The 15,980-nt window shown below is 62.8% G+C and carries 15 protein-coding genes; 8 read left to right on the top strand and 7 right to left on the bottom strand.

Annotation, left to right across the window (positions count from 1 at the left end):
* The 3 genes from PG883_RS19965 to PG883_RS19955 all read left to right on the top strand — a co-directional run.
* The coding region (locus tag PG883_RS19965; protein ID WP_167576793.1) for a transposase at window positions 1–100 on the top strand (100 nt) is incomplete at its 5' end.
* A gap of 209 nt (window positions 101–309) precedes the next feature.
* On the top strand, window positions 310–1,653 hold the full coding sequence (locus PG883_RS19960; protein WP_010675794.1) for a potassium channel family protein: 1,344 nt from the start codon (window positions 310–312) through the stop codon (window positions 1,651–1,653).
* Between the two features lie 237 nt (window positions 1,654–1,890).
* A complete protein-coding gene (locus tag PG883_RS19955; protein WP_134694794.1) occupies window positions 1,891–2,490 on the top strand; it encodes a Yip1 family protein in 600 nt (199 codons plus the stop codon).
* A gap of 88 nt (window positions 2,491–2,578) precedes the next feature.
* Here PG883_RS19955 and PG883_RS19950 read toward each other — a convergent pair whose 3' ends face one another.
* Window positions 2,579–2,911, bottom strand: a complete 333-nt coding sequence (locus PG883_RS19950; protein WP_043762884.1) for a hypothetical protein — start codon at window positions 2,909–2,911, stop codon at window positions 2,579–2,581.
* A 382-nt stretch (window positions 2,912–3,293) separates the two neighbouring features.
* Between PG883_RS19950 and PG883_RS19945 the strand changes: the two genes are divergently transcribed.
* The gene (locus PG883_RS19945; RefSeq protein ID WP_319883360.1) at window positions 3,294–4,787 is read left to right on the top strand and encodes a histidine-type phosphatase; all 1,494 of its coding nucleotides are present in this window, start codon (window positions 3,294–3,296) and stop codon (window positions 4,785–4,787) included.
* Between the two features lie 51 nt (window positions 4,788–4,838).
* On the opposite strand, the gene PG883_RS19940 is transcribed toward PG883_RS19945, so the two are convergent.
* On the bottom strand, window positions 4,839–5,705 hold the full coding sequence (locus PG883_RS19940; RefSeq protein WP_270807825.1) for an EamA family transporter: 867 nt from the start codon (window positions 5,703–5,705) through the stop codon (window positions 4,839–4,841).
* Window positions 5,706–5,809: 104 nt separating this feature from the next.
* Between PG883_RS19940 and PG883_RS19935 the strand changes: the two genes are divergently transcribed.
* Window positions 5,810–6,268, top strand: coding sequence for an Lrp/AsnC family transcriptional regulator (locus PG883_RS19935; RefSeq protein WP_134694798.1), 459 nt, complete (start codon window positions 5,810–5,812; stop codon window positions 6,266–6,268).
* Window positions 6,269–6,346: 78 nt separating this feature from the next.
* On the opposite strand, the gene PG883_RS19930 is transcribed toward PG883_RS19935, so the two are convergent.
* From PG883_RS19930 to treR, 4 genes are all read right to left on the bottom strand, one after another.
* Window positions 6,347–6,958 carry a sugar O-acetyltransferase gene (locus PG883_RS19930; RefSeq protein ID WP_270807820.1) on the bottom strand — a complete coding sequence of 204 codons (612 nt, stop codon included), beginning with the start codon at window positions 6,956–6,958 and terminating at the stop codon, window positions 6,347–6,349.
* Window positions 6,958–8,622, bottom strand: coding sequence for an alpha,alpha-phosphotrehalase (gene treC / locus PG883_RS19925; RefSeq protein ID WP_270807818.1), 1,665 nt, complete (start codon window positions 8,620–8,622; stop codon window positions 6,958–6,960). The genes PG883_RS19930 and treC overlap by 1 nt, the downstream gene beginning before the upstream one ends.
* An 89-nt stretch (window positions 8,623–8,711) precedes the next feature.
* Entirely contained in the window at window positions 8,712–10,142 is a 1,431-nt protein-coding gene (gene treB, locus PG883_RS19920; protein WP_270807816.1) for a PTS trehalose transporter subunit IIBC, read from the bottom strand.
* Between the two features lie 186 nt (window positions 10,143–10,328).
* Window positions 10,329–11,276, bottom strand: coding sequence for a trehalose operon repressor TreR (gene treR / locus PG883_RS19915; protein ID WP_270807815.1), 948 nt, complete (start codon window positions 11,274–11,276; stop codon window positions 10,329–10,331).
* A 134-nt stretch (window positions 11,277–11,410) separates the two neighbouring features.
* Here treR and PG883_RS19910 point away from each other — a divergent pair, with 134 nt between their 5' ends.
* On the top strand, window positions 11,411–12,361 hold the full coding sequence (locus tag PG883_RS19910) for an AEC family transporter (protein ID WP_042878288.1): 951 nt from the start codon (window positions 11,411–11,413) through the stop codon (window positions 12,359–12,361).
* 409 nt (window positions 12,362–12,770) lie between these two features.
* On the top strand, window positions 12,771–13,970 hold the full coding sequence (gene manA, locus PG883_RS19905; RefSeq protein WP_201984838.1) for a mannose-6-phosphate isomerase, class I: 1,200 nt from the start codon (window positions 12,771–12,773) through the stop codon (window positions 13,968–13,970).
* Window positions 13,971–13,999: 29 nt separating this feature from the next.
* Here manA and PG883_RS19900 read toward each other — a convergent pair whose 3' ends face one another.
* A complete protein-coding gene (locus PG883_RS19900; RefSeq protein WP_041211762.1) occupies window positions 14,000–15,298 on the bottom strand; it encodes a PTS sugar transporter subunit IIC in 1,299 nt (432 codons plus the stop codon).
* Between the two features lie 244 nt (window positions 15,299–15,542).
* Between PG883_RS19900 and PG883_RS19895 the strand changes: the two genes are divergently transcribed.
* Window positions 15,543–15,848: a PTS sugar transporter subunit IIB gene (locus PG883_RS19895; protein WP_041211761.1), complete on the top strand. Its 306-nt coding sequence runs from the start codon at window positions 15,543–15,545 to the stop codon at window positions 15,846–15,848.
* The last annotated feature ends 132 nt before the right edge of the window (window positions 15,849–15,980 follow it).

Below are 15,980 nucleotides of genomic sequence, written 5' to 3'. Positions count from 1 at the left end.
CAACAAGATCAAAGTGATAAAGCGCATGGCATATGGATTTAGGGACTCAGAATACTTTTTTCTGAAAATCAAGGCGGCCTTCCCCGGAAAGCCGCGATGAACCTAAAAAAAGCTCCCGGTCGGGAGTTTTTTTTATCTCTGAGCGTTCATTTTTTGGTGTGTGAGAAAGCATTTATGCATTTTTTTCAAATGGTTAACTTTTTTTCTCCTGATTCTTAGGGGCCATTCGTTGCTGTTGTAAGCTCGCTTCTATTGGTTGCACTTGACAGAGAATCACCGACGAGAACATCTCCATTACTGAGGTCATCTATGAATGCAACAGAGCTTTGGCAGCTTTCCCCCGAGCAATTCAACGAGTGGCGGCGTGAGAACGATTATCCCCGTATCTGGGCGCTGCTGGTGGCGTCGCTGCCCCATTTCGACGACTGGATGGCGGAGCAGAAGATAGAAAAAAGCGTGATCTTCCAGATCGGCATCGCCCGCTTCATCAGCTCCCGCTGCGTGCTGAGCCTTTGTGTCTACATGAGCGACGACAAGGTCCGCCTGTATGAGAGCGCCTCGAGTGCACTGGAATCCCTGCGCAAGAGCGGCCTCATCCGCTCGGAGACCCGTTTCGAGCCTTACAGCATGTGGCTGGCGGGAAAACATGGCAATGACGAGGTGAAACGGGTGCAAAGCCTGCTCTCGGTCTCGGAGAACAACAAGGGGGAGGCCCAGGTGCTGGGCAAGCATCGTCTGCTCAACATCGGCGGTGTTGCCCTCAAAAGCCCCATCATCTCCGGCCGGTTGCTCGATTTTACCTGTCTCGACGAGCTCTCTCTCGATGGGGCCGTCAACAACTCCAAGGTTTATCTGTGGCACTGCTCGGCCAAGGGGGTCAGGGTCAATGGCGGGGTGATCGGGCTCGATCTGTTCGACTCCCTGCTGTGGGACCACAGGGCCTGGGCCAAAAAGCGGGAGCTGGCGCTGGAGGACGGGGTCTTTCAGGACTTCACCATAGAGTGCGAGGAGATCCGCTTCCACTCCTCCCGGGCGGTGCTGAAAAACTTCAGCGTCAGCGCCAAGAACTTCGATGCCACCATGGAGCACACCAACCTGGACAAGGTGGAGGTGGTCTACAACGACAATGGGCGGATCGACCACAACGAGGCGAGCAAACTCTATCGCAATGCCAAGCGTCTCTTCTCCAGCGTGGGTGACACCGTCGACGCCGGCGAGTGCTACTACAAGGAGAAGCTGCACGAGATGAAGTCCCTGGCGAGCCCGCGGGAGCTGTTCCGGGAGCGCTGGTTGCGCAGCGGTCCGATGACGAAGTGCTGGCTCTCCCTGTTGTGCTATCTCAAGTGCGCGGGCAAGTTCATCAGCTTCATCACCTGGGGATTTGGGGAGCGTCCCATCAGAAGCCTGCTGATGTCGATGGGGGTGATCCTGCTGGCGACCCTGACCTATTTCCTGGCACCGGAGTCTGCAACCCACGGCCATCTGGGGCGCTCTCTCTATTTCAGCATCGTCACCTTCGTGACCCTGGGTTATGGGGACATCTCCCAGACTTCCTCGCCGCTGCAACTGCTGTCGGCCATCGAGGCCTTCTGCGGCATGTTCCTGACCGGTCTCTTCCTCGCGGGTTTTGCCTCGAAAACCAAGCAGTATTGACGGGAGTGCCAGCGGCGGGTGCCATCAGTGCCCGCCTCCGGTGCCCTCCTGCTGTCTTCCCATCCCTCCCGGCTGGCCCGGCGACCTCGCTTGACGCAGCGGCGGTGGAGCGACTTTATTTAAAGTCATCGCATGCCATGGCAAGCGATGGCACCGCCAGCGCCCGGACATGACGCAATCAGAGGAGAAAGCCCGGTATCGATCCGCCAACCACCGATGTAGAGAAGGAATAACGCTATGATATTGAATCACTTATGGGGATTGTATGCCCATCCCCACACCGAATGGCATACCATAGACGAGCGACACGACAGTTTCAGAAACAGTCTGTCCCATATCCTGATCGTGGCCCTGATCCCTCCCATCTGCGCCTACTACTCCGCCGTGCACATCGGCTGGAGCATAGGCGTCGGTGATCCCATCACCCTGACCGCCAACAGCGCACTCATGCTGTCGATCGCCATGTACGTGACGCTCATCATCGGCGTCCTCGCGCTCTCCTACCTGGTGCACTGGATGGGGCACACCTTCGGCTCGGATCCCAGCTACACGACCTCGCTCGAGCTCGCGGCCTACACCTCCACGCCGCTCTTCATGGTCGGCTTGTCCGCCTTCTTCCCGCACCTCTGGTTCGTCATGATCATCGGCCTCATCGGGCTGACCTACTCCGTCTACCTGCTTTACGTGGGGGTGCCGATCCTGATGCACATCTCCAAGGAGCAGGGATTCATCTATGCCAGTTCCGTGGTGACGGTCGGTCTGGTGCTGCTGGTCTGCGTGCTGGCGGCCACGGCCATTCTGTGGGGATCCGGCTTCGGCCCCGTGTTCACCCAGTAGGGTTCCAGCCGTTCGACAAGGACGACAAGGGCGCCATAATGGCGCCCTTGTCGTGTCTGGCAGGAAGAAACCGATCGCCTTGTCGTGATCAGCGCGCCTTGCCGCTGCCGATACCGAACGGCAGGCGATAGTCGCTGCTCTGATCCCCGAGGCTGACGGTCAGGTTGCCCTGGGCGCGGCTCGGAATGTGCACCTGCTGGGTACCCATCAGGCTGGCATGGACCGAGGCCACCACATCACCGGATTCGTCACGCACCTCCAGCTGGGGGTTGCTCTTGCCGGCCATGGCGGCGCCGGCGTGCCAGTTCACGAACAACACGCCAGGGGCAGCGTTGAAGTCGGCGGGGACGGCAGCCTGGGCAACACCAACACTCATCAGGCCTGCGACGGCCAGCATCTTGATTACGTTTTTCATGTTCATTCACTCTCTTGGTTGTTATGTCATTGGCAGGGCCGGTCAGGCCCATATCAATGCATCCATGCAAGAGGTCATTCAAATCGTGTGTTGTTCTTTCACTGATATCAGGCACCCGGTTCTGTGGTGCCATCACCATGAATGACCAGTTATGTTGCGGCTTGGCGCTCCTGCTCAAGCGATGAGTGAATATTAAACAGCCTCGTTCATGATTGTTAGCGAGATAAACTGCTCTACAAGTTCAAAAAATATGAATGATTCTTTGCGGGCGGAATGGAGAGGCGCGAGCGGCCCTGTCCGGCAGGATGTCGGCGCCGCGTCCGGGCCTGACACCGGATTGTCATATGAAGTGCGTACTGTGCGGCTTCATTTTCAAACTGGTTCAAGGATGACTATGTTTCGCGTCTCTACCCTCGCCGCCTGCGTGGCGACCACCCTGCTGAGCGGCTGCCATTCGGAAAACGACTCCTCGTCGCCCGCCGTCGGCGACTACCAATACAGCACCAAGGCCGTCTATGCTGCCCGCCAGGATGCGAGCAGCTATGAGGCCGCCCCTGCCGGCTTCACCCCTGTCTTCACCGAGCTTGTGGCCCGTCACGGCTCGCGCTCGCTGTCGAGCCCCAAGTACGACGTGCTGACCAAGCTGGTGTGGGAGGCCGCCGCAAGGCAGGGGGCCTTGACCGAGCTGGGCCAGACGCTCGGCGCCAAGGTGGATGCCGTCACCGCCGCCAACCAGACCCTGGGCTATGGCCTGCTGAGTGCGCTCGGCAAGGAGGAGCACGCCAACCTCGCGACCCGGCTCGCCGAGCGGTTGCCCACCCTGCTGACCGGGGGCGCGAGCCCGCTCTGCCTCAAGGTCGAGACCTCGGGCAAGGATCGCGCCAACGAGAGCGCCTACTTCTTCATGCAGAGCCTGGCCAAGCGGGTCTCGCTGGTGGCCGACAGCGCCGACTGCTACGTGAGCCAGGAGAACCCTTCCGAGATCGACAAGGGGCTGCGCAACAAGTTCGAGCTCTACTTCCACAAGACGGAGCCGGAAGGGCAATACGCCCAGTACCTGCCCACCTTCCAGGACTATCAGGCCTTCATCGGGGACGAAGACAACGGAGTGGCTCCCGCCCCCGAGCTGACCGAGGCTCTCGAGGCGCTCAAGGCCCTGCCCAGGACCCGGGTGATGGCCCGCGAGATGCTCGAGCGCCTCTACAGCAAGGCCTTTGTCGACGAGCTGGCCGGTGGCGTCGAGTATGTGGCGGTGAACCCGGAAGACGGCGGCAAGACCTATGTGCACGACGAGGTGGACGCCGCCCTCATGCTCTACAACCTCTTCATCATAGGTCCGGGCATGGTGCGCGAGGCGCAGGCGCAAGGGGCGCCCTGGGATCTGGAGCAGTTCATCACCCCGGAGGAGTCGGCCTGGTTCTCCTACCTCTCCGATGCCGAGGACTTCTACGAGAAGGGGCCGAGCCTTGCCAGCCAGAGCGCCACCTACGCCGTGGCCCAGCCCCTGCTGGACGGCCTGTTCAACGAGGTGCAGACCCAGGTGGTGGAGGGGGCCGGCGAGCACGTCGCCAAGCTGCGCTTCGCCCATGCGGAGACCCTGATCCCGCTGGCGGCCCTGATGCAGCTGGAAGGGAGCCGCCAGAGCGCCCAGCCCGGCGTGCTGATGAGCCAGGAGAACAACGAGTGGCGCGGCGGCTGGGTCTCCCCCTATGCGGCCAACATCCAGTGGGATGTCTACCGCAACGAGGCCGGCCGGGTGCTGGTGAAGATGCTCTACAACGAGAAGGAGCTCGCCTTCAAGGCCGGGTGTATTCCAGTCCAGGCTGGCAGCTTCTTCTATGACTTCGGCGAGCTCAAGCGCTGCTACGGCTATTCATCCTGACGCTCGCGCGTCTCCCCCGGGGCCGGTCATCACCGGCCCCGTTTTTTTGGTTCAGGCGGAGCCGGCTTGTCGACGACCCGCCTGCCAGGTGGTGCCCATGGAGGCGGCGATGATGGCGGCGATCCCGAGCCACTGGGCGGGGGGCAACCGCTCTCCCAGCAGCATCAATCCCATCAGGGCCCCCATGGCGGGTTCGCCGCTGGTGAGAATGCCGTAGCTCTTGAGCGGCAACCGGCGCAGGGCAAACATCTCCAGCGAATAGGGGAGGGCGCTCGAGAGCAACCCGACCCCCGCGATGGCCAGGATCACGGGCAGGGTGAAGGAGGCCTCGCTCGCCCCGGCGAGGCCGAAGGGGAGCACCAGCAGGGTGCCGACCCACATGCCAAGGGCCGGCGCCTGCGCACCCAGCAGGGCCCCGGCCCGCTTGCCGGTCAGCATGTAGAGCCCCCAGAACACGCCGGCGCCCAGGGCCAGTGCGGCTCCCAGGGGATCGATGGCCTGCTCGGCGGCCTGCAGGGGCAAGAGCAGCAGCAAGCCGACGATGGCCAGCCCGAGCCAGAGGAAGTCTTCCCGGTGGCGGGAGGAGAGCAGCGCCACCGTCAGCGGGCCGGTGAACTCGATGGCCAGCGCCACGCCGAGGGGGATGCGCTCGATGGCCAGATAGAAGAGCAGGTTCATGGCCCCCAGCGAGAGGCCGTAGGGGAGGGCGCCCAGCAGGGTGCGCCGGTCGAGAGGGGCACGCCAGATGCGAAACACCAGCGACAGGAGAAGGGCGGCACACCCCAGCCGGAATAGGGTGGTGCCTGCGGCACCGAGCAGGGGAAACAGCGTCTTGGCCAGGGAGGCCCCGAGGGTGATCGACAGCATGGCGAGCAAAACAGCCAGCAGGGAGGAGAAGGCGGGGGGATTCGGCGACATGGGTGCAAACCTGGGTAAGGGGGAGGTAAGAAAATATATCTGGAGCCCGCCATAATTTCGGTCTAATACTGGCCCTACGCGATAATTTTTATCTCTTGAGCCCCATGACCGACAAATTTGACCTGCTCATCCTCGCCGAGTTGCAACAGGATGCCCGTCTGCCCATTCCCGAGCTGGCCCACAGGGTCGGCCTCTCTGCACCGGCCTGTTACCGCCGCCTTCGCACCTTGCGCGAGGCGGGGCTGATCGAGCGGGAGGTGGCGCTGGTGGCGCCGGCGACCATGGGCTGGCCCATCACCATGCTGGTGCTGGTGACCCTGGAGCGGGATCACGGCCGGATCGTCGACGAGATGATCGCCTGCCTGAAAGGGGAGCCCGAGGTGATGGACCTCTGGTACGTCACGGGCGAGCAGGACTTCGTGCTGCAGGTGGCCGCCCGGGACATGCAGAGTTACGAGCAGTTCACCCGGCGCGTGCTGCACGCCAGGGAGCAGGTGCGCAGCTTCAAGACCCTGGTGGTCATGGGGCAGCATAAACGCTGTGGTGCCCTGTTGCCGGTGTAAGAAGGGACAGGGGCGGATTCGTTTAGTCAGGGGGCATGGCGCCTGGAAAGAGGGCAGGCGTGATGCCTGCCCTGGGAGTCAGCCTGCCGCCAGCTCCTCCGCCGTCATGGGGCGCAAGACGCGGCAGGGATTGCCGACGGCGACCACCCCGGGAGGAATGTCCCGGGTGACCACGGATCCCGCCCCGATCACGCTGTTGTCCCCTATGGTGACGCCGGGGCAGATGACGACGCTGCCGCCTATCCAGACGTTGTTGCCGATGCGTACCGGCGCCCCGAACTCCACCCCCCTGATGCGTGGCGCTACCGCCACCGGGTGGGCGGCGGTGTAGATCTGCACCCCGGGCGCCAGCAGCACGTTGTCACCGATGTGCACCTCGCATACGTCGAGGATGGTGCAGCCCACGTTGGCGTAGAAATTTTCCCCCACGAAGATGTTGGCGCCATAGTCGCAATAGAACGGCGGATTGATGGCGCACTGGGTGCCGCGCCCGCCGAGCAGTTCATGGAGCAGGGCATCGCGCGCCGGCTTCTCCTGCCAGCTGGTATTGAAGGTGTGATAGAGCCTGCGGCAGCGCTCGCGCGCCGCTTTGAGCTCGGGGTCGCCCGCATCATAGGGTTCCCCCGCCACCATCTTCTGCCACTCGGGGCCGCGCACGGCTGACCGTGTCGCTGTCGTTGCGTCAGTCATCATTGCTCCATCAGCCAGATAAGGGATTCATAAGGGCGCAGCGTGCAGGACCCTGGCTGCGCCGGGCCGTCCGGGTAATTGCCAAGCAGCAGCTGTCCCTTGCCACCGGCCAGCTCGGCCGGCAGATCGAAGGCCGCCGGCTCGCCGTAGAAGTTGCTCACCACCAGCAGGGTCTGGCCGTCGGCGCGGCGGGCATAGGCCCAGATCTTCGGGTGCCCCGCCAGCAGCTCCTGATAATCCCCGTGAGTGAAGATGGGGTGGGCCTTGCGCAGCTGGATCAGATCCCGGTAATGCCAGAACACCGAGCCCGAGTCGGCCAGGGCCGCCTCGGCGTTGATCGCGGGGTAGTTGGCAGCTGGCTTGAGCCAGGGCGTTCCGCTGGTGAAGCCCGCATTGGGGGCCGCACTCCACTGCATGGGCGTGCGGGAGTTGTCCCGGGACTTGGCGCCGAGAATGGCGAGGATCTCGGCCTCGCCCATCCCTTCGGCCTGCTTGATGGCAAAGATGTTGCGGCTCTCCACGTCCTGATAGTCATCGATGCTCAGATAGCCGGGGTTGGTCATGCCGATCTCCTCCCCCTGATAGATGTAGGGGGTGCCCTGCAGCCCGTGCAGGGTGCTGGCCAGCATCTTGGCCGCCACCACCCGATGTTCCCCCTCGTCACCGAAGCGGGAGACGATGCGCGGCTGGTCGTGGTTGCACCAGAACAGGGCCGACCACCCCTTGCCGTGCATGCCGCTCTGCCAGTGGTTGAAGATGCGCTTGAGTTCGAGGAAATCGAACGGGGCCTTGGTCCACTTGTCGCCATTGGGATAATCCACCTTCAGATGGTGGAAATTGAACACCATGGAGAGCTCGGTGCCATCCAGCGCGCCATAGCGCTGGCAGTGCTCCAGGCTGGTGGAGGACATCTCCCCCACCGTCATGGCGCCCACCGGCGCGAACACGTCGCGGCTCACGTCCTGCAGGAATTCGTGGATGCGCGGCCCGTCGGTGTAGAAGCGGCGACCATCGCCGCTGTCGTCGCTCGGGAAGCGCTGATCCTTGGAGATGAGGTTGATGACGTCGAGGCGGAAGCCGTCCACCCCCTTCTTCGCCCAGAAGTGGATGATGTTTTTGACCTCGGCGCGCACGGCCGGGTTCTCCCAGTTGAGATCCGCCTGCTCGCGGGCGAAGAGGTGCAGGTAGTACTGGCCGGTGGCGCTGTCCAGCTCCCAGGCGCTGCCGCCAAACTTGGACTGCCAGTTGTTGGGCACGCCGCCGTCCACCGGGTCTTTCCAGATGTAGTAGTCGCGGTAGGGGCTGTTTTTGTCCCCCAGCGCCGACTTGAACCAGGCGTGCTCGGTGGAGGTGTGGTTGACGACGATATCCATCACGATCCGAATGTCGCGCGCGTGGGCGGCGGCCAGGAGCGCCTCGAAGTCGGCCATGGTGCCGTAGGCGGGATCAATATTCAGGTAGTCGGCGATGTCGTAGCCGTTGTCCACCTGCGGCGAGACGTAGACCGGGGTCAGCCAGAGGGCGTCGACGCCGAGGGTCTTGAGGTAGTCGAGGCGGGCCATGATCCCCTTGAGATCGCCGGTGCCGCGGGCACCGCTGTCCTGAAAGCTCTTGGGGTAGATCTGGTAAATCACGGCGCTTTGCCACCAGGGTGTCTGTTTCATGGTTGGGTCGCTCATCAGTTGAAACGGGGTTGGTCTGAACAGGCCAGATGAAAAGGGCGGAGCCAAGGCTCCGCCTGAGTGTGGATGGATCAGGCCGTGGCCAGGTCCAGCTTGCCAGCCGCCTGCTGGCGCTTGTAGATCAGCAGGGTCAGCAGGACTGGCACCACGATGGCCACCAGCATGGCGATGGCGTAGATGCCCCAGTACTGCGGCTGGATGGAGAGGATGCCGGGCAGGCCGCCCACCCCGATGCCGTTGGCCATCACACCTGCAAACCCGCAGATAAGGGCCGCGAGGCTGGAGCCCACCATGGCGCACAGCATGGGGAACTTGTACTTGAGGTTGATGCCGTACATGGCCGGTTCGGTCACCCCGAGGTAGGCGGAGATGGCGGCAGGCACCGAGATCTCCCGCTCGTTCTCCTTGCGGCTGATCAGGATGATGCCGACGACCGCAGACGCCTGGGCGATATTGGAGAGCGCGATCAGCGGCCAGATGGGGGTGCCCCCCATGCTCTGCATCAGCTGCAGGTCCACCGCGTTGGTGGTGTGGTGGATGCCGGTGATGACCAGGGGGGCGTAGAGGAAGCCGAACAGGGCGGCGCCGATGGGGGCGAAGGAGCCGGTCATGGCGGCCTTGGCGGCGAAGCCGACGCCGTCACCGAGCCAGCGGCCGAACGGACCGATGAAGGCATGGGCCACGATCACCGCCAGCAGCAGGGAGATGAAGGGCACGATCACCAGGTAGAGATAGGCCGGGATGATGCGCTTCAAGTTGGTCTCCACCCAGGCGAGGAAGACACCCGCCAGCAGGGCCGGAATGACCTGGGCCTGATAACCCACCTTCTGGATGACGAACAGACCGAAGTCCCACACCTCGGGGGTCTGCTGGCCGATGCCGTAGGCGTTCATCAGCTGGGGCGAGACCAGGGTGATGCCCAGCACTATGCCGAGGATCTCGGATCCGCCCATCTTTCTCACCGCGGACCAGCAGACGCCCACCGGCAGGAAGTGGAAGATGGCCTCACCCAGCAGCCAGAGGAAGGCGTGGACCTGGGCCCAGAACTGACTGATCTCCACCAGGGTATGGGTCCCGTCGTCGAACATCTTGATGTCGCCGATGACGTTGCGAAAGCCCAGGATCAGGCCGCCGGTGATGATGGCGGGCAGCAGGGGCACGAAGATCTCCGCCAGGTGGGAGATGCCGCGCTCCAGCGGATTCATGTTCTGGCGGGCCGCCTGCTTGGCGGCATCCTTGCTGGCACCGCTGACGCCGATCTCCTGGCTCAGCGCCTTGTACCACTGATCCACCTCGTTGCCGATCACCACCTGGAACTGGCCGCCCTGGGTGAAGCTCCCCTTCACCGAAGGGATGGTCTCGATGGCCTTGGGATCGGCCTTGGCCGGATCGGCCAGCACGAACCTGAGCCGGGTCAGGCAGTGGCTGACAGTGGTGATGTTCTCTTTGCCGCCGATCCGCTCGATCAGCTGCGCCAGATGCTGTGTGTTGACTTTTGACATGAGCCTTCCCTCTGTGACTCCATGAATAATGGTCGTGTCTTTACCGGCTGGCCAAGGACCGCCCGTTTATTGGTATCGTTCCCAATCAGCATGAAGCCAGTGGCTGGCATCGGCAATGGGAACGTTCCCAATTCGTGGCGCTGGTCACAAAAAGCGCAAAACGCCGGGAATGGAGGAAAAGATAGACTACAGGGGCTGACAGGGGGCGATGGTGGCTCTGGGGGGCTGCCCCTCTTCAATCTGGTCGAGCAGCTGTCTGGCGGCCAGGATGCCGGCGTCCTTGTAGCCGAAATCCAGGCTGAGGGTGTTGGCAAAGAGGAACGTCAGCATGGGATTGCTGCCAAGGCCGCTCACCAGGATGTCGGTGCGCCCCTGCTCCTGCAGGTATTTGGCGGCGCCGATGGCCAGGGTGTCGCTGGCACAGACCATGGCCTGGGTGGTGGGGGTGAGCAGCTCGGCCGCGAGCCGATAGCCGCTTTGCAGACCGAGATCCCCGAGGGCGCTGCGGGGCGTGCGCCCCTGTTCCCGACAGTAGTCGAGGTAAGCCTGATGCCGACGCAACCCGGTGGTGAGATCGCTGCGTTCCACCCCGAGATAGGCGACCTCGGTCAGGCCACGCTCTCCGAGGTGGGCAAGCACGGCGCGCACCGCCCCGTCATCGTCGAAGCAGACCGACGAGAAGCCGGGGCGCTCGCGGGCCATCAGCACCAGTTTCTCCCTGAGCGGCGCCATGGCGGCATAGTCCAGATCGTTGAAGGCAAACAGGATGATGCCGTCCACCCCGCGCCGCTCCAGCACCGCCAGGTGCTCGCTCACCTTGGCGGGGGAGAACTTGCTCTCCATCAGCACGGCGTCGTAGCCACGCTGGTAGAGGGTCTCCAGCATGCCGCGCACCGCCTGGTTCTCGGAGCTGGAGTCGAGGCGCGACACCACGATGCCGACCACCTGCTGGCTCTGGTTGCGCATGGCCCTGGCCGACTTGCTCGGGACGAAACCGTGCTGGGCGATCACCGATTCGACCCTGGCCCTGGTCTGGGCATTGACCTTGGGATCCTGATTGAGCACCCGGGAGACGGTCGACTTGCCGACCCCGCTGAGGCGAGCGATATCGAGGATGGTCAGTTTCTTTTCCATGGGGGATCCGTGACAGGGGAGGGCGACAACCGGGATGCAGACATTGTTGTGATTAACTCCTGTGAATACAAGCCCATGGCGTTAGAATGCCCTTTCCCAGGCGACTTTCTTCGCCGTTGCACAGGACGCGCATCATGGATCTGTTGGCAAGTCTGCACTTCTCTCTCTCCATCACGGGCCCCATCTGTCTGGTGCTGGTACTCGGCATCTGGCTCAAGCGGCTGGGTCTCTTGCCCGACAGCTTCGTCGAGTCCGCCTCCCGTCTGGTGTTCCAGGTCACCCTGCCAGCTCTCTTGTTTCTGAGCATGGTGCGCACCGACTTCTCCACCATGCCGAGCCCCTGGCTCATCCTCTACGGCCTGCTCGGCACCCTCGCCGGTTTCCTGGTGCTGGAGGTACTGGCGGCCCGTTTCATCAGCGAGCAGAAATTGCGGGGCATCTTCGTGCAGGGCAGCTTTCGCGGCAACATGGGGATCATGGGGCTGGCCTATGTGCAAAACGCCTACGGCCCGGAGGGGATAGGGGCCGCCGCCCTGCTGGTGGGCTCCATCACTGTGCTCTACAACGTGCTCGCGGTGATCACCCTGACCCGCAGCCTGGGGGGCGGAAAGGGGCTCGCCCCCATACTCAAGGGGATCGTCAAAAACCCCCTCATCATCGCCATTCTGGCGGCCCTGCCCTTCGGTCTGCTCGGCATCGAACTGCCTCAGCTGGTCATCAGCACGGGCAACTATTTCGCCAACATGACCCTGCCGCTGGCCCTGCTGTGCACCGGCGCCAGCCTCAACCTCAAGGCCCTGCGTGGCGGCGCCATGCTGACCGGCTGGGCCACGGTCAACCGGTTGTGCTGCATCCCCGTGCTGCTGGTGCTGGGGGCCTGGGCGCTCGGCTTCAGCCCTCAGGCCCTCGGCATCCTGTTTCTCATCAGCTCAACCCCCACCGCCGCCGCCAGCTATGTGATGACCCGCGCCATGGGCGGTGACAGCGCCCTGGCGGCCAACATCATCGCCACCACCACCCTGGGCTCGCTCGTCACCACCAGCCTGGGGGCCACCCTAATGAACTACCTGGGGCTGATGGGCTAGCCCGGCACTCAGGGCAGACCCAACTCTCTGGTCTGCCCTGACCCGTCTCCGACGAACGCCCCCCTCAGTCACACCCTCCTGTTTTGGAAAGCGCTTGCCGTCAAATGGGCCGGCAGGCTCCGAGTATTGCCCTCTTTCGCTCATTATTCCCCCAGCTGGCTGCTGGCTGACGTCCTTATCCTCCTGGGCCGTATCATGACACCACGCCAGGTCGTGGCTGCCTGAACAACGCCTACCCTTGATACGCAGGCGCGCTGGACAGAGGTTTTCTTCCCTTATGTCGACCTGTCGCCACCCCCCTCTCATGGCGTCATTATCTGATGTGGATCACTCCAATGGTGGAAACCGGTTTCCGTAATTGGGTTGGGCTGATACATTCCGGACATCTCCCTTCCACCATCACCATGAGATGTCCATCATGTATTTATCGACAGCATTTCTGATGCGAAACCCGATCCAGGAATATGACTGGGGTAGCCGTGACGCCTTGACCCGGCTGTTCGGGATCACGAATCCGGAGCGCAAGCCTCAGGCCGAGCTCTGGATGGGGGCTCATCCCAACGGCTGTTCACAGGTCGAGGTAGCTGGCCTGCCGACGCCTCTGTCCGAGCTGATCGCCGGGCGCGGCGTGGCGATACTGGGCGAATCCACCTACGCCCGCTTCGGGGGGCTGCCCTTCCTGTTCAAGGTGCTCTGTGCCGAGAAGGCGCTCTCCATCCAGGTTCACCCCAGCAAGGCTCAGGCCGAGGCCGGGTTTGCTCGCGAGGTGGCGGAGGGTATCGCCATCGATGCTCCCTACCGCAACTATCGCGATGACAACCACAAGCCCGAGCTGGTGTTCGCCCTGACCCCCTATCAGGCGATGAACGGTTTTCGTGACTTTGCCGCCATCCTGGTGCTGTTTGAGCGGGTGGCGGCGGCCAGTCTGGCGCCGCTGGTGGAGGTGTTCGCCGCCGATCAGAGCGAGGGCGGACTGGCACGTTTCTTCCGGGCTCTGCTGACTCTGGAGGGGGAGAGCAAAGAGACGGCACTCGCCGCCCTCAGGGTCTGTGCCGAGCGCGATCGTCAGGACGAGACTTTTGCCCTAGTGCTGGACCTGTTCACCCAGTATCCGGGGGACGTGGGTCTGTTTGCTCCCCTGTTGCTCAATGTGGTGACGCTGCACCCGGGCCAGGCCATGTATCTGGATGCCGGTACCCCCCATGCCTATGTCCATGGGACCGGGCTCGAAATCATGGCCAACTCCGACAACGTGCTGCGGGCCGGGCTGACCGCCAAGCATCTGGACGTGGACGAACTGCTCGCCTGCACCAAATGCCGGCCCAAGCCGGTCGAGACGCTCCTGATCTCTCCCCGTGCGGAGGAAGGGGCGCAACACTTCGATGTGCCTGTCCCCGACTTCACCTTCAGTGTCTACGGCGAGGGGGAACACAGGCTGGTCACGACGAGCGCGGAGATCCTGTTTGCCATCAATGGCTCCCTCTCCCTGCACCGTGACGGCCAGCCCCCCCTGGTATTGGATAGGGGGCAGTCAGCCTTCCTGCCAGCCTGCCTCGGCCCTTATGAGGTGCAGGCCCAGGGCAGTTTTGCCCGCGCAGGCAACCGTTGAGTCAGGCCGCCTCGGGGCGGCCTGCTTGATCAGTGAGCCCTGCGCTCCGTCTCCTGGGCCAGCAGCATCCGCTCGTGAGCGATGAAGAAGGGGCGGTAGAGCACGTAGCTGTTGAGGATGCAGACCAGCACCATGAGGGCGTTGGCCAGGCTGCCATTGGCGGCCCAGGCTGCCCCCAGGGGAGAGGGCATGGACCAGGGCAACATGGCGACGAAGCGATCCAGGTAGCCCCACTCGGTCAGCAGCCAGGCCAGGGTGGCATTGACCATGGGGACCCCTATGAAGGGCAGGAAGAAGAGCGGGTTCATGATGATGGGAAAACCGAACAGCAGGGGCTCGTTGATGTTGAACAGCGAGGGGATGAGGCCGAGCCGGCCGACCGAGTGCAGGGTTCGGCTGCGGCTGCGCATGGCCATGAAGACCAGGGGCAGGGTGGTGCCTATGCCTCCGATCAGCAGGTAGTAGTCCCAGAACCCCTGCAGGAAGATGTGGGGCAGGGGCTCCCCTGCCATCAGTGCGCCCTGGTTGGCGCTCAGACCCGCCATCCAGAACGGGGAGAGCAGGCCGTTGACGATGAGGGCCCCGTGCACCCCCATGAACCAGAGCAGGTGTGCCACCAGCAGGGCGATGAGCAGTGCCGGCAAGGTATCGGCGCCGGTGACCAGGGGCTGGAACAGGTACTCCATCAGCTCGGGCAGCGATATCCCGAAATGCTGTTGCAGCCAGAGCCGCAGCAAGCTGAGGGAGAGGGTGATAAACAGCAGGGGAATGATCAGCTGGAATCCCTGGCGGGTCATCAGGGGGACCTCCTCGGGAAACTGGATGATCCAGCCGGCCCGCTGGAACAGGCGGATGACCTCCACCGTATAGAAGGCCGCCAGCAGGGCGGTGAAAATCCCGAGTCCTCCCAGGTAGCCGAAGACCCCTCCCTGTGCCGAGCGAAAGTCGATGAGCAGCAGGAAGGCGACGCAGCCGCACAGGCCGGAGAGGCGCTCCGGCATCTCATACGCCTTGGCCAGGCTGGCGGCGGCTCCGAAGGCGATGATGAGGGAGACCAGGCCGGCGGTATGGCTGTAGACAGGATACAGCCAGGGCATCAGCTGCTGGGAGAGGTCCCGCAGGGCGATGGCCAGCGGGTGGGCGTTGTCGCTGGCGACAGGGGGATAGAGGATGGGCACCAGCAGACTGCCGACGATGATGAAGGGCATGGCGAGCTGAAACCCGTCTCTGAGTGCCATCACGTGCCGACTGCGTGTCAGCCAGTTGGCAACCGGTATCATTCTTTGTTCAACAATGCTGGCCAGCATCCCCATCACTTGCATGTTCATTGCGGCATCTTTCCTCTTCTCGCCAGGCGCTATGGCGTGCCTCCATTCTGCTCTCTTTCGGACTCAGCGTCCGTATTCACCAACCGAGTTTCCCTGTTTTTCTAGCTGGCTCACAAAAAAGGCACGCTTCTCCAGGGAATGGTCGACCTGGATCACAAATGAAATGAATCAAAATGGAAACCGGTTTCCATTCATTTCCGAGATCGGCACAATCCCTCCCATACCACCCCAAGGAGATTATCTGATGAAGAAGATCATGTTGTGCTGCTCCTCCGGCATGTCCACCAGCCTGCTGGTCAAGAAGATGAAGGAAGAGGCGGCGAAACGCGGTCTGGAGGCCGAGATCAACGCCTTCGGTGCCAGCGAGTTCGACAACCAGATGCCCCACTACCAGGTCGTGCTGCTAGGCCCCCAGGTCAAGTACATGCAGGCGGAGCTGGCCGGGCGTGCGGCACCGCACGGCGTGCCGGTGGCCACCATCGACATGATCGATTACGGCATGCAGCGGGGCGACAAGGTGCTGGACCATGCGCTGTCGCTGATCGGCTAACCCGGCTCATTTCACAAGGAACAGCGCGAATTCAGATAATAACTGCAACACCCATGGTGCATAGGAGAGAAGAGGCCAACTGCCGGTTCTGGTACGCTTCTTCTCGCCAAAGAAACAAAGCGGAACACCATG

Origin of the sequence: Aeromonas sp. QDB25 (genome assembly GCF_027707725.1) — a bacterium.
Classification (GTDB): domain Bacteria; phylum Pseudomonadota; class Gammaproteobacteria; order Enterobacterales; family Aeromonadaceae; genus Aeromonas; species Aeromonas caviae.
Note: the sequence above shows the minus strand (reverse complement) of the source record. Positions and strands in the feature narration are given on the sequence as shown.